The 25,340-nt window shown below is 67.5% G+C and carries 23 protein-coding genes; 12 read left to right on the top strand and 11 right to left on the bottom strand.

Features of this window, described 5'->3' with window-relative positions:
• The 3 genes from VLF38_RS15945 to VLF38_RS15935 all read left to right on the top strand — a co-directional run.
• On the top strand, positions 1–883 hold an 883-nt coding region (locus VLF38_RS15945; protein WP_325272224.1), incomplete at its 5' end, for a hypothetical protein.
• Between the two features lie 34 nt (positions 884–917).
• Positions 918–1,886, top strand: coding sequence for a lipoyl synthase (gene lipA, locus VLF38_RS15940; protein ID WP_325272223.1), 969 nt, complete (start codon positions 918–920; stop codon positions 1,884–1,886).
• A 26-nt stretch (positions 1,887–1,912) separates the two neighbouring features.
• On the top strand, positions 1,913–2,614 hold the full coding sequence (locus tag VLF38_RS15935) for a DUF4191 domain-containing protein (protein ID WP_325272222.1): 702 nt from the start codon (positions 1,913–1,915) through the stop codon (positions 2,612–2,614).
• A gap of 106 nt (positions 2,615–2,720) precedes the next feature.
• Here the strand turns inward: VLF38_RS15935 and VLF38_RS15930 are convergent, their stop codons facing one another.
• Together VLF38_RS15930 and VLF38_RS15925 are read right to left on the bottom strand one after the other, a co-directional pair.
• Entirely contained in the window at positions 2,721–3,491 is a 771-nt protein-coding gene (locus tag VLF38_RS15930; protein WP_325272221.1) for a hypothetical protein, read from the bottom strand.
• Positions 3,488–3,862 (bottom strand): RDD family protein, encoded by a 375-nt coding sequence (locus VLF38_RS15925; RefSeq protein WP_325272220.1) that lies wholly within the window; start codon positions 3,860–3,862, stop codon positions 3,488–3,490. The genes VLF38_RS15930 and VLF38_RS15925 overlap by 4 nt, the downstream gene beginning before the upstream one ends.
• A 194-nt stretch (positions 3,863–4,056) precedes the next feature.
• On the opposite strand from VLF38_RS15925, the gene VLF38_RS15920 reads away from it, so the two are divergent.
• From VLF38_RS15920 to glnA, 3 genes are all read left to right on the top strand, one after another.
• Complete coding sequence (locus VLF38_RS15920; protein ID WP_325272219.1) at positions 4,057–6,234, top strand: glutamine synthetase III; 2,178 nt, start codon at positions 4,057–4,059, stop codon at positions 6,232–6,234.
• Between the two features lie 116 nt (positions 6,235–6,350).
• Positions 6,351–7,616, top strand: a complete 1,266-nt coding sequence (locus VLF38_RS15915; RefSeq protein ID WP_325272218.1) for an MFS transporter — start codon at positions 6,351–6,353, stop codon at positions 7,614–7,616.
• Between the two features lie 24 nt (positions 7,617–7,640).
• The gene (gene glnA / locus VLF38_RS15910) at positions 7,641–9,068 is read left to right on the top strand and encodes a type I glutamate--ammonia ligase (RefSeq protein ID WP_325272217.1); all 1,428 of its coding nucleotides are present in this window, start codon (positions 7,641–7,643) and stop codon (positions 9,066–9,068) included.
• A gap of 284 nt (positions 9,069–9,352) precedes the next feature.
• Here the strand turns inward: glnA and VLF38_RS15905 are convergent, their stop codons facing one another.
• Together VLF38_RS15905 and VLF38_RS15900 are read right to left on the bottom strand one after the other, a co-directional pair.
• A complete protein-coding gene (locus VLF38_RS15905) occupies positions 9,353–9,913 on the bottom strand; it encodes an ASCH domain-containing protein (protein ID WP_325272216.1) in 561 nt (186 codons plus the stop codon).
• The gene (locus VLF38_RS15900) at positions 9,910–12,018 is read right to left on the bottom strand and encodes a GNAT family N-acetyltransferase (protein WP_325272215.1); all 2,109 of its coding nucleotides are present in this window, start codon (positions 12,016–12,018) and stop codon (positions 9,910–9,912) included. The genes VLF38_RS15905 and VLF38_RS15900 overlap by 4 nt, the downstream gene beginning before the upstream one ends.
• Positions 12,019–12,169: 151 nt before the next feature.
• Here VLF38_RS15900 and VLF38_RS15895 point away from each other — a divergent pair, with 151 nt between their 5' ends.
• On the top strand, positions 12,170–13,318 hold the full coding sequence (locus tag VLF38_RS15895; protein WP_325272214.1) for an AbiH family protein: 1,149 nt from the start codon (positions 12,170–12,172) through the stop codon (positions 13,316–13,318).
• 153 nt (positions 13,319–13,471) lie between these two features.
• Here VLF38_RS15895 and VLF38_RS15890 read toward each other — a convergent pair whose 3' ends face one another.
• The 4 genes from VLF38_RS15890 to VLF38_RS15875 form a co-directional block, all read right to left on the bottom strand.
• On the bottom strand, positions 13,472–14,026 hold the full coding sequence (locus tag VLF38_RS15890; protein WP_325272213.1) for a hypothetical protein: 555 nt from the start codon (positions 14,024–14,026) through the stop codon (positions 13,472–13,474).
• On the bottom strand, positions 14,019–14,609 hold the full coding sequence (locus VLF38_RS15885; protein ID WP_325272212.1) for a hypothetical protein: 591 nt from the start codon (positions 14,607–14,609) through the stop codon (positions 14,019–14,021). Before VLF38_RS15885 ends, VLF38_RS15890 begins: the two co-directional genes overlap by 8 nt.
• Before the next feature lie 101 nt (positions 14,610–14,710).
• Entirely contained in the window at positions 14,711–16,423 is a 1,713-nt protein-coding gene (locus VLF38_RS15880) for a DNA/RNA helicase domain-containing protein (RefSeq protein WP_325272211.1), read from the bottom strand.
• Complete coding sequence (locus tag VLF38_RS15875) at positions 16,404–16,730, bottom strand: nucleotide pyrophosphohydrolase (protein WP_325272210.1); 327 nt, start codon at positions 16,728–16,730, stop codon at positions 16,404–16,406. Before VLF38_RS15875 ends, VLF38_RS15880 begins: the two co-directional genes overlap by 20 nt.
• A gap of 98 nt (positions 16,731–16,828) precedes the next feature.
• On the opposite strand from VLF38_RS15875, the gene VLF38_RS15870 reads away from it, so the two are divergent.
• The 3 genes from VLF38_RS15870 to VLF38_RS15860 all read left to right on the top strand — a co-directional run bounded on the left by VLF38_RS15870 (position 16,829) and on the right by VLF38_RS15860 (position 19,282).
• Entirely contained in the window at positions 16,829–17,656 is an 828-nt protein-coding gene (locus tag VLF38_RS15870) for a GIY-YIG nuclease family protein (protein WP_325272209.1), read from the top strand.
• Positions 17,657–18,206: 550 nt separating this feature from the next.
• Positions 18,207–18,896: an FAD-dependent oxidoreductase gene (locus tag VLF38_RS15865; protein WP_325272208.1), complete on the top strand. Its 690-nt coding sequence runs from the start codon at positions 18,207–18,209 to the stop codon at positions 18,894–18,896.
• An 11-nt stretch (positions 18,897–18,907) separates the two neighbouring features.
• A complete protein-coding gene (locus VLF38_RS15860; protein WP_325272207.1) occupies positions 18,908–19,282 on the top strand; it encodes a DoxX family protein in 375 nt (124 codons plus the stop codon).
• Between the two features lie 64 nt (positions 19,283–19,346).
• Here the strand turns inward: VLF38_RS15860 and VLF38_RS15855 are convergent, their stop codons facing one another.
• The 3 genes from VLF38_RS15855 to VLF38_RS15845 form a co-directional block, all read right to left on the bottom strand.
• Complete coding sequence (locus VLF38_RS15855; RefSeq protein WP_325272206.1) at positions 19,347–19,937, bottom strand: hypothetical protein; 591 nt, start codon at positions 19,935–19,937, stop codon at positions 19,347–19,349.
• Positions 19,938–20,105: 168 nt separating this feature from the next.
• Entirely contained in the window at positions 20,106–21,824 is a 1,719-nt protein-coding gene (locus VLF38_RS15850; RefSeq protein ID WP_325272205.1) for an aldehyde dehydrogenase family protein, read from the bottom strand.
• A 1-nt stretch (position 21,825) separates the two neighbouring features.
• Positions 21,826–23,403 (bottom strand): GMC family oxidoreductase, encoded by a 1,578-nt coding sequence (locus VLF38_RS15845; protein WP_325272204.1) that lies wholly within the window; start codon positions 23,401–23,403, stop codon positions 21,826–21,828.
• 186 nt (positions 23,404–23,589) lie between these two features.
• Between VLF38_RS15845 and VLF38_RS15840 the strand changes: the two genes are divergently transcribed.
• Together VLF38_RS15840 and VLF38_RS15835 are read left to right on the top strand one after the other, a co-directional pair.
• On the top strand, positions 23,590–24,819 hold the full coding sequence (locus VLF38_RS15840) for a helix-turn-helix domain-containing protein (RefSeq protein WP_325272203.1): 1,230 nt from the start codon (positions 23,590–23,592) through the stop codon (positions 24,817–24,819).
• 43 nt (positions 24,820–24,862) lie between these two features.
• On the top strand, positions 24,863–25,340 hold a 478-nt coding region (locus VLF38_RS15835), incomplete at its 3' end, for an EamA family transporter (RefSeq protein WP_325272202.1).

Raw genomic sequence — 25,340 nt, 5'->3', positions numbered from 1 at the left:
GGTCTGGACGATCAGCACCGAAGCAGCCGACCCCGACGAGTGGGCACGCGCGGTCGCGCAGGCCGAGACGCAGGCGGCCTCACCCGAGACCCAGCGCGAGCTGCAGTCCTGCATCGACGGCAGCCAGGAGTGGGGCGAGCCCGGCTACCAGCCCTCCCGCGGTGAGTGCGAGGACATGATCCTCCCGCGACCGGAGTACTACATCGAGTACAACCAGCAGCGCCCCGAGGAGGCGGTCGAGGGCTACGCACCCGGCATCGCGATCCTCACCGCCGCCGTGCTCGCCCTGGCTGCGATGACGTACGCCGGCGCCGACTGGGCGAGCGGCTCGATGAGCAACCAGCTCCTCTTCAACCCGCGCCGCGGCCAGCTCTTCACCGCCAAGGCACTCGCGATCGGGGCGATGGCGGGAGCCGTCACGATCCTGGCCCATGCTGCCTGGTGGCTCAGCTTCGCGGTGATCGCCGGCGTACGAGACCTGGCGTGGCGCGCGGGATGGACGACCGACGTCCTGCAGCTCGTGGCCCTGTCTGCGGCGTTCTCCGCGCTGGTGGCGACCGGCTCCTACGCGCTCACGATGCTGCTGCGGCACACCGTCGCCGCACTGGCCTCGGTGCTCGCGGTGCTCGCCCTGAGCCTGGTCTTCATCCACGGGCTCGGCGGCGACAGCCATGTGCAGCGGGTCAGTCCGGCGCTCAACGCGGCAGCGATCTTCTTCGACGACGTCAGCTACGACACCTACGACTGGTCGGAGATGAGCGAGCAGCGGGACTACCAGGAGAACCACCTCGGCACGCTCCACGGCTTCGGCTACTGGGGCGTGATCTGGGGCGCCGTGGCGGGTGCTGCGTTCGTGGCGTTCCGCCGACGCGACGTGCCCTGAGGTGGTGACCTCTCCACGCGTAGACTCGGCCCTTGTGACCACCCCCACCAACGCCAGTGCGACCGGACCTGATGGCCGCAAGCTCCTCCGGCTCGAGGTGCGCAACTCGGAGACCCCGATCGAGCGCAAGCCCGAGTGGATCAAGACCCGCGCGAAGATGGGTCCGGAGTACACCGCCCTGCAGAAGCTGGTGAAGTCCGAAGGACTCCACACGGTCTGCCAGGAAGCCGGCTGTCCCAACATCTACGAGTGCTGGGAGGACCGCGAGGCGACGTTCCTCATCGGCGGCGACCAGTGCACGCGCCGCTGCGACTTCTGCCAGATCGACACCGGCAAGCCGCAGCCGCTCGACCGCGACGAGCCCCGCCGGGTCGCCGAGTCGGTCCGCTCCATGGAGCTGAAGTACGCCACGATCACCGGCGTCGCGCGCGACGACCTGGCCGACGGCGGCGCCTGGCTGTACGCCGAGACGGTGCGCGCGATCCACGAGCTCAACCCGGGCACCGGCGTGGAGAACCTCGTCCCCGACTTCAACGGCGTGCCCGAGCTGCTGCAGGAGGTCTTCGAGGCCCGCCCCGAGGTGCTCGCGCACAACCTCGAGACCGTGCCGCGCATCTTCAAGCGGATCCGCCCCGCGTTCCGCTACGAGCGCTCGCTCGACGTCCTCACCCAGGCGCGGGCGTTCGGGCTGGTCACCAAGTCCAACCTGATCCTCGGCATGGGCGAGACCCGCGAGGAGATCAGCGAGGCTCTCCAGGACCTCCACGACGCCGGTTGCGAGCTGGTCACCATCACGCAGTACCTCCGCCCGAGCCTGCGCCACCACCCCGTCGAGCGGTGGGTCAAGCCGGAGGAGTTCGTGGAGCTCAACCAGGAGGCCGAGGAGATCGGCTTCTCGGGCGTCCTCTCAGGTCCGCTGGTCCGGTCGTCGTACCGCGCCGGACGGCTGTACCGTCAGGCCATCGAGTCCCGGGGCGAGCAGCTCGCCACGGTCAACTCCTGACTCTCCTCACGACAGAAGGCACGATCATGTCGACCCCCACCGCAGCGCCGCAGAAGCGTCGCCAGCAGCTCGTCCAGGCCTACAAGATGGCCCGCAAGACCGACCGCACCCTGGGCCTCTGGATCCTGGCCGCGTTCGTCGTCTTCGCCACCTTCGGCTTCCTCCTCGGCACCCTGGCCCCGGGCCCGATCTGGCTGATCCCGGTCATCACCGCGCTGCTCCTGGGTGTCATGGGTGCGCTGCTGGTCTTCGGTCGCCGCGCCCAGCGGGCGGCGTTCGGGCAGATGGAGGGCCAGCGCGGTGCGTCCATCGCGGCGCTCTCCATGCTGCGCCGCGGCTGGAAGGTCAACACGCAGCCGGTCGCGTTCACCAAGCAGCAGGACATGGTCTTCCGCCTCGTCGGCCCTCCGGGCGTCGTCCTCGTCGGCGAGGGCCAGGGCGCGCGCCTGCGCCAGCTCCTCGTCACGGAGAAGCGCTCCACGCAGCGCGTGCTGGGTGAGTCCACCCCGGTGCACGAGGTGATCATGGGCGACGGCGAGGGCGAGGTCCCGCTGCCGAAGCTGCTCAAGCACGTCCGCAAGCTCGGCCGCCAGGTGAAGCCCGGTGAGATGACCGACATCCTCAACCGCCTCAAGGCGCTCGACGCCCAGCGCGGCATGATGCCGATCCCGAAGGGCCCGATGCCGACGAGCATGAAGGGCCAGCGCGGCAACCTCAAGGGCCGCTGAGCCGGCTGCGGCGCTGCGCGCCCCGCACGTCTCTGCTCCGTAACGTCATAGGACCTGGTCGCTCTTGCGACCAGGTCCTATGACGTTGTGCGACGGGAACGCCGCCTCAGCGCTCGATGATGTCTCCGGCTGCGGGCGCCTCGATGTCGAGGGGCTCGCAGTAGCCGGTGAAGGTCTGCACCGTCTGCTCCTCGCCGGTGTCGGTGGTCACCTTGCGGATCAGGTTCCACCTGTCGATCCAGACGTACGACGTGGTGACCTGCTTCAGCTCGGCCGGCGGGGTGATGCCCTGGGCGCGGGCCGCGATGCGCGGGTCGATGTCGAACTCGTAGAGCTCGGTGGCCGTGCCGTCGTCCATCGTCTCCTTGCCGACGTAGCGCACCGCGAGGAGACCGACGGTCCACGCCTCGGCGGTGTTGCTCGTGCCGGCCTGGTCCAGCCACGCCTTGAGGGCGATGGCCGCCGGGTCGCCAGCCACCTCGGGGTCGACGAGGTAGAACTTGCCGTCGTCCTCCCCCTCGGCCGAGACATAGACCTTGTCGTCCGTGAGGATCAGCTTCACGGTGCCGTCGTCGCCGGGCAGCGTCTGCTCGAGCGCGTAGAGCTTCTCCGGTGAGGAGTCGGCCGAGCCCTCGATCGCGGCGGACTTGCCGTCGATCGTGAGCTCCTGGCGGAAGCGGACCGTCTTGCGTCCCTCGGCGGACTTGGCGAGCGCATCGGGAGCCGTCTTCACAGTCAGCTTCCCCTTGCGGGTGTCCGTGAGGCCACAGGGCGCCTTGGCCTCGGCGTCGTCGCCACCACCGCAGCCGGCCAGCGCCAGCGAGCCCACGAGCGCCAGGCCCGCCAGCCCTGCGACGTACGCCGGACGGCCGCTCATGCGGCGACCTGCAGGTCGTGGACGACAGAGCCGGCGGCCATGTCGTGGAGACCGCGGCCGTCGGGGCGGAAGACGAGCGGCGGGATGACCAGCGCCACGAGCACCGAGCGGAGCAGCGCGCGCAGCGGGTCGATCCGGCTGCCGTCGATCCGGGTGACCCGGAGCCGGGCGAGCAGGTGGCCGAAGGTGCCGCCCATCAGGCTGAGGAAGATCCACGACTCGATCACGAAGATGCCGAGCGTGATGAAGCCCGAGTCGGCGTTGCCGGTCCAGCCCAACGGGCCCAGCACGAGGACGGTGATGCCGACGCACGCGAACCAGTCGATGAAGAGGGCGATGATGCGGCGCAGCCACGATGCGGTCTCTAGCACCGCGCCAACCTACCGGGTGCCAGCATCAGCGCTGCCGGCTGCGGCAAATCGGACCTCCTCACGGACTCACGGATGTCGGCAACGAGTTAACACGCCCGAAACATACGGCTACGAACGCGAAACGCAGCGCGCCTAGCGTTCAGCCTTGAATCGATCATTTTCGGCACCTGGAACGCCGAGCTAGGAGCACTTCAATGACTGCGAACCCCACCCGCCTGGGTGCGATCCGCGAGATCGAGGCCAACGAGGCCCCGGCCGCCTTCTTCAACGGCACCGGCGACTCGCCCGAGATCTTCGGCGAGAACGTGTTCTCGCTCCCGGTGATGGCCAAGCGCCTCCCGAAGTCGGTCTACAAGTCCGTTGCCGCGACGATCGAGAAGGGCGAGAAGCTCGACCCCGCCATCGCCGACGTCGTCGCCGCTGCGATGAAGGACTGGGCGATGGAGAAGGGCGCGACCCACTACGCGCACGTCTTCTACCCGCTCACCGGTCTCTCCGCCGAGAAGCACGACTCCTTCATGGAGCCGGTCGGTGACGGCACCGCCATCTGGGAGTTCCAGGGCAAGATCCTCGTCCAGGGCGAGCCCGACGCCTCGTCGTTCCCCAACGGTGGCATCCGCGCCACGTTCGAGGCCCGCGGCTACACCGGCTGGGACGTCCAGTCGCCGGCGTACATCCTCGAGAACGACAACGGCTCGACGCTGTGCATCCCGACGATCTTCGTCTCGATGACCGGTGAGGCGCTCGACTACAAGACCCCGCTCCTGCGCTCGCAGAACGCCATGTCGGACCAGGCCAAGCGCGTCCTCTCCCTCTTCGGCCACAAGGACATCGACAACGTCGTGTCCTACTGCGGCCCGGAGCAGGAGTACTTCCTGGTCGACACCTCCTTCGTCAACTCGCGCCCCGACCTGCTCAACGCCGGTCGCACGCTCTTCGGTGCCAAGCCGCCGAAGGGCCAGGAGTTCGACGACCACTACTTCGGTGCCATCCCGGAGCGCGTCCAGAACTTCATGTTCGACACCGAGCGCGCGCTCTTCAAGCTCGGCGTGCCGGCCAAGACCCGCCACAACGAGGTCGCGCCCGGCCAGTTCGAGATCGCTCCGGTCTTCGAGAAGGCCAACCTGGCCGCTGACCACCAGCAGCTGATCATGTCGACGTTCAAGGCGATCGCGAAGAAGCACGGCTTCGAGGCGCTCTTCCACGAGAAGCCGTTCGCGGGCGTCAACGGCTCCGGCAAGCACGTCAACTTCTCCTTCGGCAACGGCAACCAGGGCAACTTCCTGAACCCGGGCGACAACCCGCACGACAACGCCCAGTTCCTCGTGTTCTGCGCCGCCGTCATCCGCGCCGTCCACCTGTACGGCGGCCTGCTCCGCGTCTCGATCGCGTCGGCCGGCAACGACCACCGCCTGGGCGCCAACGAGGCCCCGCCGGCGATCATCTCGATCTTCCTGGGCGACCAGCTCCAGGACGTCTTCGAGCAGATCACCAACGGTGGCGCCACCTCGTCGAAGCAGAAGGGCAAGCTCGCCGTCGGCGTCGACGCCCTCCCCGTCCTCACGCAGGACGCCGGCGACCGCAACCGCACCTCGCCGATGGCCTTCACCGGCAACCGCTTCGAGTTCCGCGCCGTCGGCTCGGACCAGACCGTCGCGGCCCCGCTGATCATCATCAACACGATCATGGCCGAGGCGCTCGACTACATGGCGACCGAGCTCGAGGCGCTGGTCGGCTCCGGCACCGAGTTCAACGACGCCGTCCAGCAGGTCCTGGCCAAGGTCATGGAGCAGCACGGCGCCGCGGTCTTCAACGGCAACGGCTACTCCACCGAGTGGCACGAGGAGGCGGTCACCCGCGGCCTCAAGAAGCTCGACACCACCGTCGACGCGCTGCCGGAGTACCAGACCCCCGAGGCGAAGGCGCTCTTCTCGAAGTACGGCGTCTTCAACGAGGCCGAGCTCGAGGCCCGCTACGAGGTCGCCCTCGAGCAGTACCTCATGGCGATCAACGTCGAGGCGAACCTCACCGAGGAGATCGCCAAGACCACGATCCTCCCGGCTGCGGTCCGCTACCAGACCGAGCTCGCCAGCAACGTCGCCGCGCTCAAGGCCGCTGGTGTCGACGCCGACCTGACCGACCTCAACGAAGTCTCCGGCCTGGTCGCCGCGCTCCGCGCCGGCATCAAGGGCCTGCAGGACGCCGTCGCCGGCCAGCACGACCACGAAGGCATCGCCGAGGCCGCGTTCGTCAAGGACACGGTCCTCCCGGCCATGCTCGCCGTCCGCGAGGCTGCCGACTCCCTCGAGGCCGTCGTCGCCGACGACCTGTGGAACCTCCCGACGTACCAGGAGATGCTGTTCATCCGCTGATCACGTCGTACGTCGCAGGGGCCGGGGCACTCCCCCGGCCCCTGTGGCATTTCCGGGATCTGTTCGTTACGAAAAATCAGATGACGACCCCGGGTCGTTGAGGTTGGCTTGTGCACATGCCAGCGCCGCGGGTCCTGACCCGGTTGATCCCGCCCACTCCCCTCTCGCGCAGGCTCTCCACGCAGTCGCTGCTCTTCGCGATCGGCGAGGGCACGTTCAACACCGCCAGCGCGGTCTTCCTGATCAAGGTCGTCGGCCTCCGCGCTGCCGAGGCGGGCCTCGCGATCACCCTCACGATGGTCGCGTCGTTCCTGCTCTCCTACCCGCTCGGGCGGCTGACCGACCGCCTCGGCCCGAAGCGGATGTGGTCGACCGCGGCGTTCGGCAGGTGCTTCGCGCTGGCTGCGCTTCCGTTCGTCCACTCCTTCGAGAGCTACCTCGTCGTCGGCATCGTCTTCGCGGCGTTCGAGGCGCTCGGTGACGTCAGCCGCGAGGCGTACATCCTCGACGTCATGTCGCGCGAGGAGCGGCTGCGCACGCAGGCGTACCTCTACTCGTGGCTCAACGCGGGCTTCACGCTCGGCGCGCTGCTGGGCGGCCTCGCCCTCGCCACCAACAGCCTGACCGTCATCCAGTACGTCCCCTGGTTCGCCGCGGCGGTGATGGCGATCAACGGCCTCGCGATCAGCCGGATGCCACCTGCACCCCACGACGTACGGGTGGCGTCGGGTGAGGCGCGGGTGCGACCTGACGGGCCCGGACCGCTGAGGAACCGGGGGTGGATGCTGGTCTCGCTCTTCCTCGGCGTGCTGTGGACCAACCAGGTGCTGCTCAACATCGTCATCCCGCTCTGGCTGGTCGACCGCACCGACGCTCCGGACGTGCTGCTGGCGTGGCTCTTCGGCACCAACACGGTGCTCTGCATCTTCCTGCCGGCGTACATGTCGCGGACCGTGACCGACGTGCGGACGGCGTTGCGCAACATCGGCGTCGCGACGGGCTTCTTCGTCGTCAGCTGTGCGATCACCGCGTGCACCCACAGCACCGTGGGTCTGTGGACCATCGCGTTGATCTGGATCGGCCACGTGACGGTCACCGGGGCCGAGCTCTTCCTCTCAGCAGCGATGTGGACCTTCCAGGCCGACCTGATGGACCCGCGCCGACGTGGGGAGTACCAGGGCGTCGGCGACGTCTTCAACAAGCTCGGCTTCCTGTGGGCCCCGGCGCTCTTCACCTTCCTGGCGATGGAGTGGGGCGCGTCAGGGTGGCTGGTGATCGCCGGCATCATCGTCGTGGCCGCGCTCGGCATGCGCTTCGCGGTCGCCCGGGCGTCCGCCTTCGCGGACCAGCACTTCCCCGCCCGCGAGGCCGTTGTGGCATAGGCGTCCGGGAGTAAGGTGCGACACATGTTCAAGACCCAGGACGATCTGCTGAAGTTCATCAAGGATGAAGGCGTCGAGATGGTCGACGTCCGCTTCGTTGACCTGCCCGGCATCGAGCAGCACTTCACCGTGCCCGTGTCGTCGTTCGACGAGTCCGTCTTCGAGAACGGTCTCTCCTTCGACGGCTCCTCGATCCGCGGATTCCAGGCGATCAACGAGTCGGACATGTCGCTCTTCCCCGACGTCACGACCGCCTACATCGACCCGTTCCGGGTGGCGAAGACGCTCGTGCTGAGCTTCTTCATCCACGACCCGATCACGGGCGAGGCCTACTCCCGCGACCCGCGCAACATCGCGCGCAAGGCGCAGGCCTACCTCGCCTCGACGGGCATCGCGGACACGGCGTACTTCGCGCCGGAGGCGGAGTTCTACATCTTCGACTCGGTGCGCTACTCGACGTCGGCCAACGAGGGCTACTTCCACATCGACTCGGTCGAGGGCTGGTGGAACTCCGGCAAGGACGACCCCGACCAGCCGAACCGTGGCTACAAGACGCGCTTCAAGGGTGGCTACTTCCCCGTCGCGCCGTACGACCACTTCACCGACCTGCGTGACGAGATGGTGAAGAAGCTCGAGGGGGCGCAGCTGCTCGTCGAGCGGGCACACCACGAGGTCGGCACGGCCGGTCAGGCGGAGATCAACTACCGCTTCGACACGCTGCTCAAGGCCGCGGACGACGTCATGAAGTTCAAGTACATCATCAAGAACACCGCCTGGGAGGCGGGCAAGTCGGTCACCTTCATGCCCAAGCCGCTCTTCGGTGACAACGGCTCCGGCATGCACGTGCACCAGTCGCTGTGGACCGGCGGCCAGCCGCTCTTCTACGACGAGACCGGGTACGCCGGACTGTCCGAGATGGCGCGCCACTACATCGGCGGCATCCTGCGGCACGCCCCCGCGCTGCTGGCGTTCACCAACCCGACGGTGAACTCCTTCCACCGTCTGGTGCCGGGCTACGAGGCGCCGATCTCGCTGGTCTACTCCTCGCGCAACCGCTCGGCGTCCGTGCGTATCCCGATCACGGGTGCCAACCCGAAGGCCAAGCGCATCGAGGCCCGCTTCCCCGACCCGTCGGCGAACCCCTACCTCGCGTTCTCGGCCCTGATGCTCGCCGGCCTCGACGGCATCAAGAACAAGATCGAGCCGGCCGAGCCGATCGACAAGGACATCTACGAGCTCCCGCCGGACGAGATGGCCGAAATTGCCCAGGTGCCGACGTCGCTGAACGCCGTGCTCGAGGCGCTGGAGGACGACGCGGACTTCCTGACCGAGGGTGGTGTCTTTACCCAGGACCTGATCGAGACGTGGGTGGACTACAAGCGCACCCAGGAGATCGCCCCGGTGCAGTTGCGGCCTCACCCGCACGAGTTCGAGCTGTATTACGACATCTGATGTCACCGGTGGTCGAGCTTGTCGAGACCACCCAGCACGAAGGCCTCTGTCACGGACCGGGGCCTTCGTCATTTCTGGGCGCGCTCGCCATGACGAGCGACATGAGCGCGCTGCGTCATTCCGCCCAGATTGACGCGCCGAGGTGGGACGCGTGGAGAAGAGCACCCGTGTCAGCTTGATCAGGGCGCTGTCTGCCACCTCGGCGGGCAACCCCTCGCGCGCCGCAGTCAAGTGGGCAAGCCTGTCCCAACCGTCGCTACGCCTGAGGCGACGAGCACCCTTGTTCAGGTGAGTGCGGAGGCCTGTATACGCGTGGACACCTCGGCCGGCACGTAGCGCCAGCTTTGCGGCGGCTGAATGCCGATGGACCGAATAACGTCGAGCGGGATGGGCTGGACGGCAGCAACGACGTCCTCGAGCTCGAGCGCGAACGCCTGATCAGTGCCATCGAAATACGCGTCATAGGCCGGTTCCTCGATGGCCGCGGCGGCACCGTAGTTGTCCCAAATCTCAATCGGCGTGCCTTCGCGGACACCGGTCAAGTGAGCCCACCCGACGACCGCGCGGGTGGGGGTCGACGAATACAAGATGACCAGCGATCCGTCGGGAAGGTTCGGTCGAGTCCGGCGCAGCTCTACAGTCTTGGTGCCGTCAAGAATGGCATTCGCGTACTGAGGCTTTACGGAGATGAACAGGGCCCGTCCTTCCCCCCGTCCGCCACCAACACCATCTGCAACCGTGGTCGGGCTCATGGCCCCGGCGCTGCGTTCACGTAGGGCCGTTGCTGCACGCAGGCCAGCCTCGAGGGCCTTGACTGCATCCTGGGCGACGCGGGGAACCCTCATCGGCGCATCCCCTCCTCATACAACCGCTTGAACCACGCCGAATCGACCCGAACGGGCGACTGAACGGTCAACCTAGCAGCGCCGTTCGACAGCTCCTGAACCCGCGCCAGAGACAGCGGCCGGTTGAAGATCTCGGTGTCCGCGAACCGGAGCGCAACCACCGTCCCCGCGCGCTTGCCACGCGCCTCCCTGACCTGATCGAGCGTCAGGATGCCGATGTTCGAGAACTCCCGATGCAGCACCTCCGGCGACCCCACAACGCTCTCCACCAAACGGGAGGCGGCAACAACCTGCTGATCCCGCCTGCTCGAATACCACAGGATGCGCCCCGGAGCGACAGGCTTGTATTGGCCGCTCTTGTAATAGACGTGCTCCCGCGACAACCCAAGGTCACCCGGCCGAGCCAGAAGCGTGCTCGTATGCCCGAGGAGGTCGTCGGCGAAGACACCCCGGATGGGGACGATGTATGTCGCGACGTCCGGGTGCAGGATCTTTGCCGGCCAAAGGACTCGCTCGTACTCCGATGCCTCCGAGGCCGAGGACAGTTGCTCAGGGAGGACTACGCCGGACTCAGCCACCGCTTCTGCAGCAGCACGAACGTCAGCCCACGTGCCGATCGTCGTGAGGACTGTTGCAGTCAAGAAGCCAGCCGGATCGATGAAGCCGTCGCGGCGCAGCTCGGCACCGATCGCAGTTGGCAAGTGGTCGTCGAGGATCCGAACCGTCGTTAGACCTGCGGTCGCTGCCCTACGGCGAAGGTTCCGGGATAGCTGTCTAGTAATCGTCGGCAACAAGTCCCCCCGCTTCACGCGCAACAACGGCACCTCAAGGGTCGTGCTGCCCTCGTGTGCGGCCCAGATCGCGAGAACCTCACCGCGCGGGGTAAGCATCAGTTGCCGGTCATCCGTGCCTGCAGATCGTTCTGCGATCGACTTGATGACCTGGCGGAAGGCGACCTTCCGCTCCCCCGACTCCTTGGCGATCAGGTCCCCCAGGTTGTCTGGGTTCCACGTCGCTGCGTCCCCGCGACTTGTTGTGAATTCAGTCTGCTCCAACTGTGTCGGCAAGTAACTCACGAAGTCAGCACGACGGTCGATGAATGCCGGCAATTCATTCGGATCCAACACCGCGAAGTTCCGCCCGGACGCAGCAGCCGGGCCTAGGTACGTGACGGCGTTCTGGTCACGAGTCACAAACACCTCAGCGCCACCGAGGATCGACTCAGCCACCATCGTGGCGTCCATGCTCAAGGACGCGTCCTTGTGCAAGATCGCATCAGGCACTTCCGCTAGGAGTTCGTCACGCAGAGCTTGCACCTTGTTCCGATCACCCTTGAGGATCGTCATGCCAGCAACCTGAGCTGACTGCAGCAACGCCTGCCGCTCACGTTGATCGACGGTGCTGTTCAGTTCTTGGGTCAGCGAAAATGGACGAGCGAGCCGAATCTGTTCCGCCGCCGCCAGGAGGGCGACGCTTCCCGAGAACTGCTTTCGGCGATTCGACGTGCCGTACAAGTCGCAGAACACGTTGTTATCCACCGCAACCACCAGCCGGTCAGGGTCTTCGAGCGGCAACGACAGCAGCGTCGTCGCGGTGTCATTGTGCTTAACCCATTCGGTCATGGGCTCTTTCGTCTTGCCACGGCCCGCGCGCGACCGCACCGGCTCGAACCCGAGTGAGGGCCAACGTGCGGCTGCCTCCCAGTCGTCGCGGCACTTCAGCCGTAGGCCCAGCCGATCCTGACAGCGATCCATGACCGCGTCGACCAGGCCGCCGGCGACTCCTAGTCCGCGTGCATCCTCTGCGAGGCACAGGTGCGCGATGCGTGCGTACCGGTCAGCTCGAACGGTCGGGTCGTACAAGCAGTAGCCGGCAAGGTCTTGCGAGCCGTCGGCCCGGGTACGCACGGCCACAGCGATGTTGTGGTGCTCGGCCGCCTCTCGGAACCCTGCGAATGGCATCGGTCCGAGCCGGCTTCGGTGCCTGTCACCCAACTCGATTACCTTCTCAATCCAACCGGCGGGCATCGCCTCGATGCCCACGACGCGGATCTCGCCGCCGGTATCCACAGCAGAGCCCTGATTCACCTGGTCAGTCTCACGCACCTCGTGCAGGTTGGCGGGCACTATGACACGAATCCGAGGCACCGCCGCCGACCGCCTCTCCCGCACGGGCTACTTCACCTAGACTCACCTGCGATGGTCGCCAGCACGCGTCATCGTCGAAGGGCTCGAACGCAGATCGACAGGTCCAGCCATGGGTTATCGCACGTTCACTACGGACGAGTACGCAAGGCTGAATCGCCAGCACAACATCATGGTGTTGGTGGGCAATGGTTTCGACATTCAGGTCAGCCATCGCTATCAGTCTCGATTCTCTCCCCGCTATCCGGCGTTCTACCACTACCTCGCCTCTCGCGACTTTGACTCCTCCAACCTCGTGGTCCAGCAGATGGCGTACGCCAAGGACCTCGGCCAGGAGAACTGGAGTGACATCGAATCTGCGATCGGACACCTACTCAGGCCCGAGGGTGGTTGGCATCCCGCCGAAGCCATCTACGAGGCAACGATCGCCGTTCAGGCAGCATTCTCGGAGTTCTTGGAACTGGTCGCACCACCAGCCCTGCTCGCACGAATTGGCGAGGATTCCGCAAGCAACACCTTGGCCATGAGATCGCTGGCCGACTGGATCGGGGACGTCAGCGACCACTCCTCGACCTTCACGTCGTTCGCCTTCCCGGCGCATACCAGCCACTACGACCTCTTCAACTATCTCGTCGTGAACTTCAACTACACGCCTCTGCTCGACGACTACCTGTTCCGCGACGCCCAACAGTTTCAGCCGCAGGCGCACACACATGCCGACCGCAACTTCATGTTTCGACCAAACCCCAAGAGCCATCCCGACGGTTCGTGGAACGGCCAGACAGGTTGGTCAAGCTACGTACGCAGCGAGGTGATCCACCCTCACGGACAGCAGCCCGTCCCGCGGTCGCTGCTATTCGGAATTGACGCCCCCGACGGCTTCGATCAGGGCAGGGACACACACCGCCGACTTATGAAGCCGTACTGGGCCATGAACCGCATTGAATACAGCCATCTCTTTTCAGACACGCGGCTGTTCATCATCTTTGGGTGCTCGCTCGGTGAGTCGGACGGCTGGTGGTGGAGACGCGTCTACGAGGCGCTAGACCGCCCGATCACTGAAGGAACTCCGCCAAGCGAGCTCGTCATCTACTGGTGGACACCTCCGGCGAACCCCGTTGCGACGGAAGCGGTGCTCGATACGTTCTTCGCACACGCCAGACCTGCCTCGGCAGAGACCGCGCGGTCGAGCATCGAAGAGCGGATCCAGGTCGTGATCTATACCGACGAAGATCCGCCGGTCTTCCTCGCCACGCCCTGACGTCGACTGAGGGCCGCTCAGCGGACCCGACTAGGCCATCCGCGAGAACTGGCCACGAGACCACGGCCCGTTCGAAAAGCGCCAACCAAGTTCGAAGAGCGGCTCAATGCCGTGGTTGTGATGCCGGTGAGAGATGCGGCCGGGTCGGCATCCTCAATTCATCTTGATCGATCCAAACTCGCGCCATCTCGCGACCATTTCTCGCGAAGCTTGTCTTGCCGCCGCTCGCTTTAGACCCTGCCGGCGAAACTCGCGCGTCAGGGATGCGGGAAACAGGCGCTCCCAATCCTCTTCGAAACCTGTCGGCGGAAGCTCAATCACAAGCCTCGGGTGGCCCATCGTCGTAGACATCGTGTCGCCCTCGACCCCGTGTTGCAGGTAGACCGCCCTTGCCGAGATGACCTGGTCCACCAAGCCCGCCTGTCGAGGAAGTTCGAACGCCAGGCCCATGGCGAGTTCGATCGGTCGCTCGAAGCGAAGGAGCAGCACCAACCGGCTGCCCGTCTGCGCCCACTGTGAGGAGCAGTCGCCCATGCCCAGATGCTCGTGAACACGCACCAGCTCCGCGACATCAGGACGAACTGTCATGTCGACCATGACGACGGGGACCAACCGCCCCCCGACTTGCCCTCTAACCGCCAGCGCGCCGTCAGCCACAACTGGCATGACGATGCTGTGCGGGTACCGCCCCTTCCGCTTCTCAGTCATTTGTCGCCTCAATGTGGGATATGCGCTCCTGAACGAATTCTGACCGCAGGGTCACGGCAGTTCCGAAGGTGTCTGTAAGGACGAGTTGAAGCCGCTCAATGGAGCGCCCCTCGATCAACGCCTGCGCCACGGTGATCTGCAACGAACCCGCCTCGGACCCGTTTGCGGCGAGAGCTAGCGGCAGACGCAAATTTCCCGGCGGCGTGACAGCCTGGCTCGGACGCCAAGGCGCTTTGACGTTCAGCACTAAGCCACCAACTTCGTACTCAAGCCACAACTCGGCCTCGGCAACGGAGTTCGCCCTGTCGGACGGATTCCGAATTACTAGGTCGTATACGTAGTTCCGCTCACCGTCGTCGACCGCGCACGTGGCGGAGATTAGCCGGATGTCTAGGAGCGCCTCTCGTCGTGCCTCCTGACGCTCCGCCAGCGCTAAGGAACGGCGCGACGTCTTCCCACCACGACGATTCACGATGTAGCCGAGCAGTCCGAGGAGGAGCACGCCCGCGGGAACCAGTGCCAACTTAGGACTGGCAGCTACGCCATCCAGGAAGTCGGCCACGTGATTGAAGAGGTCGCCCATGCCTGTGGATCATTGCAGATACAAGCCACCAACGTCCGCTCGCCCGCCGCCTGAGGTCGCAGTGCACCACAGGGTCATATCGCCGCGTTTGACGCGTCGTGTCAGAGCCAGCGGCGCAAGTATTCGCGGAGCGGTTCGTCGCAGACGTACACGTACGTGCCGAGCATGCCGCGGGTGAGCAGGACGCCGTAGATGTTGCGGATGAACTGCAGGATGTCGTCGTCCGTGTAGACGATGCCGAGGGCGCGGTTGTTCGTCGTACCACGCGGGTCGAAGTACTGCTTGCGGTCAAAGACCGGGCGCCCCAACTCGGGGTCGAAGCGCAGGTCACGGCCGATGATCACGCCAGCGTAGTTGAGGTCGTAGCCCTGGATGGTGTGGATCGACCCGACCTCGTCGGGCGAGGTCTTCGACGAGACCCAGTCGACGTCGGTCGAGTTCCAGCGGAGTCTCACTCCGTCGAGCTCGATGTCGAATCCCTCAGGGTCGTTCTTCGTCTTCCATGGCCAGGCGAAGCCGGCGACCATGCGTGCGAGACCGACCTCCTTCTCACGCTTGCGGATCTGGTCCTGCAGCTCCCCCGCGTCATCGATCAGGCGGAAGTCGTAGTCGCCGAACTCCTGACGCTCGGTGACCGTCCCCTCGAGCACCCTGCGGATGTAGCCGACGTAGTCTCCGTCCGCCTGCACGCGCATCTGTGACCGGAGCGGGTAGTGCCGGTGCTCAGCGGCGGCAGTCTCGACCAACGCACGAACCGTCGCCGTCGGCAGGTCGGCCGGGCGCACAGACTGCTCGCCGTCGACGAGGAAGATCTGGTGACGGCTCTTCCGCATGATCCAGTCGACCTGCGTGAGGCGGACATCGTCCTCGCCGAAGAGGCTCTTGTTGATGTCGACGAACTTCCGGTTCAGCGGACCGGCCGCCTGCGCGGCGCGCTGGTTGAGGCGGTGCGCTTCGTCAACGATCAAGAGGTCGAACTCGTCCTCACGACTGCCCACCTGAAAGGGACTCAGCACCTGGCCGCGGTGGAGGCCGGGCGTCTTGCTGAAGACCCGCTCGATCGAACGCCGCAGCGACTGCTGCGGCACCACCAAACCCACGCGGAAGTCCTGCAGAAGCTCGCGATAGCCGGGCTGGAAGAAGTCGGCCAGCCGCTCGTCACCCTCGACGATCTCGTCCTCGGACGAGTTCTGGATGTCGCTGAGGAGCTTCATCAGGTAGATCGCGACGACCGTCTTGCCCGTGCCCGGCGCGCCCTGGATGACGATGCGGCTCGACGTTCCGTCGGCCAGGTCTGCGAAGAGCCCCTCGAGGATGTCCTCGACCGCGCCCGCCTGGTCCTCCGTCAACTCCTTGAAGGGCGACAGCTTGAAGAGGTCGGAGTTCTTGATCTCCGGCAGTGTCCGGGTGAAGAGGCCCGCTTCACGCAGCTCGTCGAAGATCGCGTCGAACGTCGTCTGATAGTCGTCGCGGCGGTAGTAGTCACGGTCGGAGACGCCGATGTTCTTGTTGAGGACACTGAACGTGCCGTCTCCGGCAAACATCTGGATCAGGAACGACTCGAGATCGAGGCAGACTGACTTGTTGAACGTCGGATCGATGACGACACGAGCACCACGAAGCGCCGCCTTCTCCTTCGAGTCGAGGTGCTGACGGAGACGTGACGCACCACGGGAGGACTCGCCGACGTACACCTGGCTCGGGCCGTCAAGCGCGTAGACGACAGGCCAGTTCAGGTGTTTGGGGTCCGTGCCGGCCCACGCCTCGAGGTTGGCGCGGTCGAACCGGAACCGATCAATCCGGAAGCTGGTCATACTTCACGCTCGTCCCCCTGGCCTTGTCGGCCGGATACTTGTCGACGGTGATCGCAAGCTTCTCCTGGACGATCTGGTCCGGGTCGAGGCCGAGCCGATCTGCAAGCAGCAGGCAGTAGGTCAGGACATCTGCGAGCTCAGCTGCAACGCGCTCCGGCTCGGCATCCGGCGACCACTGGAAGCACTCGAGGAGCTCAGCGGCCTCGATCGAGATGCTCTTGGCGAGGTTCTCGGGGGAATGGAACTGGGCCCACTCGCGCTCGCGCACCAACTGACGCAGCGCTTCCATCACCTCGCTCGAAGCCATGCATGAACCCTAGTGAGCCCAGCAACCGCACGTGCGCCTTTGACGCCCGCGCGCGAACCCGAGCGCAACTGTCGGTGTCCTGGCTTACGGTGACCGTCGTGTCCACGATCCCGCTGAGCGCCGTCCTGCCTGCAGGCTTCGATCCGTCGCAGGTGAAGCTGCACTGCGCCGTCTACAACGGTGAGCGGCACCCGATCGACGTCCTCAGCAACGACCCCGAGGCGTGGAAGGGCTGGAACTCCTGGCGCGGCGTCAAGGACGACTTCAACCGTCAGTTCGTCTTCTCGCTCGCCCAGGACCGGCATGACCCCACGCTGTGGTTGTTCGGTGGCATCTGGGAGGTCACCGGTCGACGGCACGAGCCCCGTGCACTCTCCTACGACATCGTCCTGCGCGACGACCTGATGGGCCCGTTCATCCAGCGGCTCTGGGTGCGACTCCCCCTCGCCGGGCGCAACCGTCGGCGCAACATGGAGAGCCTCCTCGACCAGATGACGGTCTCGTCAATCCAGGAAGAGGCCTTCGTCGGTGACCCGTTCCCCGGGCATGACCGGATCAACCACGCCCTCACCGAGATCCAGGCGGTCGTGGCCCAGCAACGACCCGACTGGCGGATCGCGCTCGAGCACATGAAGGGCGTCTACGTCATCCACGACCAGGAGACCGGCGAGCCGTACGTCGGCTCGGCGTACGGCGACACGGGCATCTGGCAGCGCTGGTCCTACTACGCAGCGACCCTGCACGGCGACAACATCGGCCTCAAGGAGCACCTGGAGACGATCGGCGAGGTCGCTTACCGCGAGCGCATGCGGTTCGCGTTGCTGGAGTTCTGGTCGATGCGGACCGATGACGGCCATGTCCTGGAGCGTGAGGCCTACTGGAAGAGCGTCTTGCTGTCGCGGTCGCTGGGCCACAACAAGAACTGAGCTCGACCGTAACCACCCGGCGTCCCGCGCGTTGTAACGGTCAGACGACGCCGGTCCTCATCCCTCCCTCCCGAGGTTCCGGCTTGAGCCCGCCGGCCTCCTCCCTCCCTTTGGCCAGGCGGGCTTCGTCATTTCCGCGCGGCCGCGTCACCAGCCGCCGTACTCACGACGCCCTGTGCCAACACCGCGACGTAGCGCCCCCGCCCGGTCTCAGGCGGGGGCGCTTCCGTCGCTGAGCGCCACGGCCTGCAATGAGGGACGGCCGGTGGCGCTGTCGGAGGAGTCGGCGGCCAGAGGAAAGCCCCACCGGGGAGAGGGGCGGCCACCGCGAGTGAACTCTGGCATGGCTTCCGGTCCGCCGGGATGGCCACAGCCGAGGTCTGACCGATCGTGGGGGCGAACCGCCCAGTCGTGCCCGCGACACTGTCCGATCAGGCGACAGCAAAGGGATGCAGGCCGTCCGCCGAGGCCTCGGGAGACCACGTGCACCCGCTCCGTAGGATCGGGGCGCTTCAGCGCGACCTGCTGGGCACCACCAGGAGGACGCTGCATGCCGCACCAGAACGTCGACATCCCGCTCGTCGTCGCCGAACGACGACAGGAGAATGCCGACCACCTGACGCTCGTCTTCCAGCGACCGCCGCGCTTCGGTTTCGAGGCGGGCGACTGGGTGGACCTCGAGATCCCCGGCCAGGACCTCGCGGGTGGCAAGACCTACTCGTTCTCCTCCTCCCCTGGCGAGCCCGACCTCGCGATCACGTTCAAGGTCGGCCAGAGCCCGTTCAAGCGCGCGCTCCAGGAAGCGCAGCCCGGCGACGCGATGCGGATGACGGCGTACGGCAATGACTACGACTTCCAGCTCCGCCAGCACCGCTCGAGCGTGCTGATCGCGGCGGGCGTGGGCGTCGCGCCGTTCCGCAGCATGATCGCCGAGATGGCGGAGAGCGACAGCAGCGAAGAAGCGCACCTGATCTACCTCAACCGGACCGAGGAGTTCCTGTTCAGGACCGAGCTCGACGCCTGGAGCAAGCAGCTCCCCGGCGTACGGATCGACTACGTCGTGACGGCGGGCATGAAGAGCAAGGAGCGCCGCCGGATCCTCGCCGACAGCGTCAGCGATGCCGTGCACCATTACTACATTGCCGGGCCACCCGCGATGATCGAGGCGACCGAGGCCGTGCTCATGGAAGCCGGCGCGGACCACGACGACATCCGCATCGACTCGTTCGACGGCTACTGAGGAGACCTCCCATGGAGACCGCGCTCTGGATCCTCGCCGGACTGCTGGCGATCGTCTTCGTCGGCACCGGCGCCCTCAAGCTGCAGAAGCCGAAGGCCGAGCTCCGCGAGATCGGCATGGACTGGACCGACGACTTCTCCCAGGCCCAGATCAGGCTGATCGGCGTCGCGGAGATCGTGGGCGGGATCGGCCTGGTGCTGCCTCCGGCGATCGACCTGGCACCGATCCTCTCCCCCGTCGCCGCGACCTGTCTCGCGCTCACGATGCTCGGTGCGCTCGCGGTCCACCTGCGTCGCCGGGAGACGGGGATGATCGCGCCGCCGTTGCTGCTGGCGGTGCTTGCCGGCGTACTCGCGGTGCTGCGGTTCGGGCCGTACGGCTTCTGAGTGCCGATCCGCGCGTGCGGGACTGAGGCAGCCCCGCACGCACAGCGGGCGGACCACAGACCGATCAGGCGCTCTCGAACCAGGGACGCCGCAGGTCGTAGAAGGTCGCGGACTGCATCGCGTAGGCCAGCTCGCGCTGCACGTCCTCGGGCGGCGGCACCTGCTCGCCCTTGCGGGCGTCGGCCTCGCTGGTGAAGGCGACGGTCTCGGTGAAGGTGCCGTCCTCCTCGATGGCGAGGGTTGCGCCGAGGATGTCGGGCCGGGCCTCGTGGAGGGCGTCCGTGTCGGCCATCATCGCCTTGAGGCGTGCCGGGTCGTCGACCTTGCCGCGGATCACCTGGACGAAGCCGGCCTCGTCGGAGCCGCCGTCGAAGAGGAGCGTCACGTCGTCGCAGTCGTGGAACTCCATCGGGCCGTCCATGAGGGCGTTCATCCGCGCGGCCCAGGCGTCCTGCTCCGGACGGCCCGAGTTGGCCGCAGCCGCCTCACGCGACTCGAAGCGGACCACGCCCACGAGCTGGCCGTCGTCGGTGAAGCCGTAGGTGCCGCCCAGCCAGCCATGCGCGCTGGGGGCGAGGTCGCGCCGCCACTCGTCCAGCAGGGCGTGCATCTCCTCCTGCCGCGAGCAGGGGCCCTGGAATACCTGGATGAACATGTCTGCCTCCTCGGGGATGGGGTTGCGGGCAACCGGTCGAGGCGCGGACACGGGCCCCGGCCGGGCCCATCCGCCAACGTACGCCGGGTGCGCAGCGCGCGCCACGAACCCCGGGGTCGACCCCGGTCACCGGCTGACCCGACCGGGTCAGCGGCTACCCCTGAGCACCTAGCCCCTGAGCGCGGAGGCGAAGACACCGGGCAGCTTGCGCCACCGCGGCGCGGCAGAGAACCGCACCAGCCGCTCCCCCGTCGTCGCCGCGGTCCGGTTGTGCACGAACCACGGCGGCACCGGGGTCAGCGCCAGGCTGCCCGTCGCCCACGACCTCGGGAACGGCCGGAACGGGCCGCGGACGACCGTGCGCTCGGTCCGCGCGAGGAGGAGCCCGTTGTGGACCACGCCGGTGCCCGACTGGATGTCGTCGGCGCGGTGCCCGGGGAAGGCTCCCCAGGTGGCGAACGGCGACAGGTAGCCGACGCCGGTCCACGCGTTGACCGCGATCGTGCCGTAGCGCAGGCCGGCGAGCAGCTCGTCGAAGCGGTCGCGACCGAGGGCCTTGAGCTCACGCGGGTGCACCACGATGTTGGCGCCGAGCGTGCCGCGCAGGCGGTCGTTGGCGAAGTCGATCGCCCGGGAGAGGAACGCTTCTCCGGTCCCCTCGAGCTCGGTGACGCCGAGCACGGGGCCGAAGTACTCCATGCTGTACGCCGGCTCGTCGGCCGCCGCATCGAGTTCGGGCAGGAGGGTCCGCTCGGCGGTGCCGCCGACGGCCACCGCGGGCGTGCTGCCGTCGCGCGCGGCGTCGACCCGCGCTACCGTGCCGGGATACCAGGCCGGCCTGCCGGGTGCGGCGGCCATGGCGCGGCGTACGGCGTCGAGGAAGGCGTCCTTCTGCGCCCAGTCCTTGCTCACCACGACGACCTGGCCGGCGACGCAGTTGGAGCCGCCGTTGTGCAGCCGCATGGTGACGACGTGCCGGGCCTGGAACTCGAGGTCGCGTCGCGACCAGCGCCCGGGCACCACGATCACCGGAGCGACGCCGCCGAGCTCGCTGGTGATCGGCTTGTGCAGCCGGGGCGTGCCAGCCGCCTTGTTGGCCGCACCCTCGGCACCGGGCCCCCACACGATCGCGTCGTGGGTCGCCTCGGAGCCGGTCATGTGCACCGCATCGATGCCGGGGTGGTCGATGAGCGCCGCACCCAGCTCGAGGTCGCTGGAGAAGACCTGCACGGCACCGAGCTCGATGAACGGCGCGAAGATCTCCTCGAAGACCGGGAGCAGCGGGTCGGTGATCGGGTTCAGCTTGAGCGCGACCGAGCGGTTGTCGGCGTACAGGACGTAGAGCGCGTCGAGCGGTGCGATGGAGAAGATGTTGCCCGCGCCCAGCACGGCGCACGTCCCGCGCACCGCCTCGGGTTCGCGCAGACCGAGGCCTGCTGTCGAGCGCAGCTCATCGGCCGTCGCGCCGGGCTCGGACCAGACCTCCGCGGAGAACCCGGAGAGGAGCAGGTGGTCCCAGACCGAGTGCGGGAGCACCTCGACAGCGACGCGATCGCCCGGGACCGGCCGGATGTCGAACCCGTCGACCGGCGACGCACCTGCCTCGAGACGGGCCAGGCTCTGGGCCAGGTGTCCCGCGTAGTAGAGGGTCGCCCAGGGCCCGGAGATCCACTCCTCCCCGACCGTGGAGGAGGACGGCGCCAGGCCCTTGATGCCGGCAGCGATGCGGACCCACTCGGTGGCCTGCGCCTCCACACGGGCGACGAACTCCTGGAGCAGCTCGCGACGGCGTGCGAGGCCGACGCCGGCCCAGGCCTTCGCCCCGGCCTGCGCGCGGGTGGCGATCTCGTCGGCCCGCTGGAGGGTCTCGACAGTCAGCTCGGTCATCTCAGGCTCCGCTCGTGATCAGGTCGGCGGCCTTCTCGCCGATCAGCATGGTGGGTGCGTGCGTGTTGCCGTGGGTCACCCGCGGCATCGCCGACGCGTCGACGACCCGCAGGCCGTCGACCCCGCGCACCCGCAGCGCAGCGTCGAGGACGCCCTCGCCCTCGGCGCCCATCCGGGCCGTGCAGCTGGGGTGGTAGGTGTGCTCGACGCCGGCGCGGATGGCAGCCTCCAGCTCGGTGCGGGTCTGGTGTCCCGGGCCCGGGTGGATCTCGTGGTTGGCCATGCCGCGCATGGCCTTCGCCGCCATCACCTCGCGGGCGCGCTCGATGCCGTCGAGCATCGACTGCATGTCGTCGGGGTGCTCGAAGTAGTTGTTGCAGACCAGCGGCTTCCGCTCGGGGTCCGAGGAGGCGAGCTTCACCCAGCCCTCGGACCGGGCACCGACCATCGACAGCCCGATGGCGACCGCCTGCCCGTCGTACGTCGCGCTGCCGTGCTGCCAGAAGTAGGCCGGCGCGCCGATCATCTGCATGTACGGCGCATCGTCGGCGACGCTGGTGTGGAAGAACGCTCCCGCCTCCCCCACGTTGGAGGTCAGCATGCCCTTGCGGCGCAGGAGGTACTTCACCAGCTGGCCGGGCTTCTCGGCGAAGGCCAGGTTGTCGCGCTCGCTGGTGTCCCAGTTGACCAGGTACATCGGGTGGTCCATCAGGTGCGCGCCCACGTGCGGGTTGTCGACGACCGTCGGGATGCCATGCTCGGCGAGATGGTCGGCCGGGCCGATGCCGGAGAGCATCAGGAGGTGCGGGGTGTTGTAGGCGCCAGCGCTCAGCACGACCTCGCGCCGGGCGCGCAACGTCTGCAGTGTGGCGCCGACGCGGACGACGACACCCGTGGCCCGCCCAGCCTCGATGAGGACGCGGTGCACCAGCGCGTTCGGCGTGATCGTCAGGTTGGCCTGCTTGCGGTGCGGCGCGAGGTAGCCGTCGTACGTCGTCCAGCGCTGGCCGCGTCGCGTGAAGCGCTGGTAGAGCGACGCGCCCTCCTGCTGCGCACCGTTGAAGTCGTCGGTGTGGCCGATCCCGGTCTCCGCCATCGCCTCGACCAGCCGCCGCGACCCCTCGCGCGGGTCGGGCGCATCCTCGACGTACTGCGGGCCGGAGGCGCCGTGGAACTCACCGGCGCCGCGGCTGTTGGTCTCCATCCGCCGGAAGAGCGGCAGGACCTCGTCGTACGACCAGCCGTCGGCACCGCGCTTCGCCCAGCCGTCGTAGTCGGCACGGTTGCCGCGGATGTAGATCATCGCGTTCATCCCGCTGGTGCCCCCGAGCATGCGACCGCGCGGCTGGTAGATCCGGCGGCCGTCGAGGTGCGGCTCGGGCTCGGACTCGTAGTCCCAGTCGAGGGCGGTGTGGAACTGCTTGGCGAACGCCGCCGGGATCTGGACGTTGAGGTTCGGCCGGCTCCGTCCGCCCGCCTCGAGGACGAGCACCGAGACGTCGGGGTCCTCGCTCAGGCGGCCGGCGAGCACCGCACCGCCCGATCCGCTGCCCACCACGATGTAGTCGTACTCGGTCATCGCTGATCCTCTCCTCGCGCCGGGCTGGTCCCGCGGCGTCGGGTCCATCGTCGGCCGCCCGACGGTCGAGAGTCTTGTGACCGGACCCACACCTCGGGCACTTCTTTGTGCCACGATCCAAGAGCGACCTCTCTGAGGTCGGCTTCACTGGCGTCTCGATGTCGAGGACTCCAAATGCGAGGAGTGATGGTGCGTCCCCTGATCGTTCCGCCCGCCGCCCAGGCCTGGCTGAGTGAGTTCGTCGAGGAGGGGCTGCGCCCGGAGGCGGTCGATGACTTCGTCAGGGTGGTCGACGACGAGATCCTCGCGGCGATCCCCGAGATCGCGGGAGACCCCTCGCTCGCCGAGGAGCTCGACTTCTCCACCCGTGAGCACTGGCGCAACTTCCTGGTCGGCCTCTCCGGCGACCACCGGCTCGCGCTCCCGCCCGCGGCGATCGCACTGAGCCTGTCGATCGCACGCCGCCACCTCGACATCAACGTCCTGCTCAAGGTCTATCGGGTCGCCAACCGCGCCGTGTTCGCCTACATCACCGAGCACACCGAGCCGGGCCGCCTTCCCGCCGGCCTGGCACGCGACGAGGCCCTGCTTGCCCTCTGGCTCCGTGCCGAGAAGTGGATCGACGACTCCATCGAGCAGCTGATCGACCACTACACCCGCGAGCGTGCTGCGCTCGCGGAGGGGGCACACGCACGACGGGCGGAGACGATCGAGGCGCTCGTCTCCGGCGCCCTGCCCACCGCCGACACCGAGGCCATCCTGGGTCACCGCCTCACCTCGTGGCAGACGGCGTTCGTGCTCTCGGCCTCGAGCACCACCGACGACAGCACCGTCCTCTTCGACATCGCCGTCCGGGTCTGCCAGCAGCTCGGCCTGCCCCGACCGCTGACCACCCTCGCGGGGAGCCGGGAGCTCTGGGCCTGGGTCGCCACTCCCGAAGAGCCGTCGCTGCGGCTTGATGATGCCGTCGACCTCCTGGCGGGTGAGGGGGTCCATCTCGCGGTGGGCCTCTCCAGCCGGGGCCCGACCGCCTTCCGGACGAGCCACGTCCAGGCCCTGGCCGCGCAGCGCATCGGCCTCCGCGCCCCCGCAGCGGTGCACGCCTACGCCGACATCGAGCTGGTGAGCCTGGTGGGTGACGGCGAGCTCGCCCGCGCGATGGTGCGGCGCGAGATCGCACCGCTGCTCGTCGATGGGCGCACCGAGGAGACCCTGCGCACCACCGCCCTCGCCTACCTGCGCGCCGGGCAGAACGTCGACAGCGCTGCGGAGTGCCTGTTCGTCCACCCGAACACCGTCCGCTACCGCCTCGCGCGGGTCGAGGCCCTGCTCGACGGGCGGCTCGCCAGCCGTGCAGCACAGCTCGAGGTGGCGCTGGCGTGGGTCGCGACCTATGGGCTGGAGGCGCTCCAGTAGCGGCGGCCCTTGGCCCATCGTGGGGCCGTGCCACGATGCACGTGTGCACACGCCAACCGTCGCCCTGCGCCGCGCGGTCGTCTTCGTCCTGATCGGCATCGGGTCGGTCCAGCTCGGCGCGGCGGTGGCCAAGGACCTCTTCGACCGCGTCGACCCGACGACGATGACCTGGCTCCGGCTGCTGACCTGCGCACTCCTGCTGCTCGCGCTGGTGCGCCCTCGGCTGCGCGGCCGGAGCCGGCAGGACTGGTACGCCGTGATCGGGCTCGGGCTCAGCCTGGGCCTGATGAACTGCGCGATCTACCAGTCGTTCGCGCGGATCCCGCTCGGCCTGGCCGTGACGATCGAGTTCGTCGGTCCGCTGACGATCGCGGTGGTCGGTTCGCGCCGGGCCCGCGACCTGCTGTGGGTCGGGCTGGCCGGGGCCGGCGTCCTGCTCCTCGGCTTCTCCCCGATCGGCATCACCGCCGTCGGTGTCGGGTTCGCCCTTCTCGCCGGCGTCGGGTGGGCGTCGTACATCC

The organism is Nocardioides sp., from assembly GCF_035481145.1.
Classification (GTDB): domain Bacteria; phylum Actinomycetota; class Actinomycetes; order Propionibacteriales; family Nocardioidaceae; genus Nocardioides.
Note: the sequence above shows the minus strand (reverse complement) of the source record. Positions and strands in the feature narration are given on the sequence as shown.

Bases quoted from the DNA above. Each gene is read 5' to 3' on its own strand.
- VLF38_RS15935 (WP_325272222.1), top strand. From the start codon at position 1,913: ATGTCGACCCCCACCGCAGCGCCGCAGAAGCGTCGCCAGCAGCTCGTC.
- VLF38_RS15930 (WP_325272221.1), bottom strand. From the start codon at position 3,491: ATGAGCGGCCGTCCGGCGTACGTCGCAGGGCTGGCGGGCCTGGCGCTC.
- VLF38_RS15920 (WP_325272219.1), top strand. From the start codon at position 4,057: ATGACTGCGAACCCCACCCGCCTGGGTGCGATCCGCGAGATCGAGGCC.
- VLF38_RS15915 (WP_325272218.1), top strand. From the start codon at position 6,351: ATGCCAGCGCCGCGGGTCCTGACCCGGTTGATCCCGCCCACTCCCCTC.
- glnA (WP_325272217.1), top strand. From the start codon at position 7,641: ATGTTCAAGACCCAGGACGATCTGCTGAAGTTCATCAAGGATGAAGGC.
- VLF38_RS15905 (WP_325272216.1), bottom strand. From the start codon at position 9,913: ATGAGGGTTCCCCGCGTCGCCCAGGATGCAGTCAAGGCCCTCGAGGCT.
- VLF38_RS15895 (WP_325272214.1), top strand. From the start codon at position 12,170: ATGGGTTATCGCACGTTCACTACGGACGAGTACGCAAGGCTGAATCGC.
- VLF38_RS15890 (WP_325272213.1), bottom strand. From the start codon at position 14,026: ATGACTGAGAAGCGGAAGGGGCGGTACCCGCACAGCATCGTCATGCCA.
- VLF38_RS15885 (WP_325272212.1), bottom strand. From the start codon at position 14,609: ATGGGCGACCTCTTCAATCACGTGGCCGACTTCCTGGATGGCGTAGCT.
- VLF38_RS15880 (WP_325272211.1), bottom strand. From the start codon at position 16,423: ATGACCAGCTTCCGGATTGATCGGTTCCGGTTCGACCGCGCCAACCTC.
- VLF38_RS15875 (WP_325272210.1), bottom strand. From the start codon at position 16,730: ATGGCTTCGAGCGAGGTGATGGAAGCGCTGCGTCAGTTGGTGCGCGAG.
- VLF38_RS15865 (WP_325272208.1), top strand. From the start codon at position 18,207: ATGCCGCACCAGAACGTCGACATCCCGCTCGTCGTCGCCGAACGACGA.
- VLF38_RS15860 (WP_325272207.1), top strand. From the start codon at position 18,908: ATGGAGACCGCGCTCTGGATCCTCGCCGGACTGCTGGCGATCGTCTTC.
- VLF38_RS15855 (WP_325272206.1), bottom strand. From the start codon at position 19,937: ATGTTCATCCAGGTATTCCAGGGCCCCTGCTCGCGGCAGGAGGAGATG.
- VLF38_RS15850 (WP_325272205.1), bottom strand. From the start codon at position 21,824: ATGACCGAGCTGACTGTCGAGACCCTCCAGCGGGCCGACGAGATCGCC.
- VLF38_RS15845 (WP_325272204.1), bottom strand. From the start codon at position 23,403: ATGACCGAGTACGACTACATCGTGGTGGGCAGCGGATCGGGCGGTGCG.
- VLF38_RS15840 (WP_325272203.1), top strand. From the start codon at position 23,590: ATGGTGCGTCCCCTGATCGTTCCGCCCGCCGCCCAGGCCTGGCTGAGT.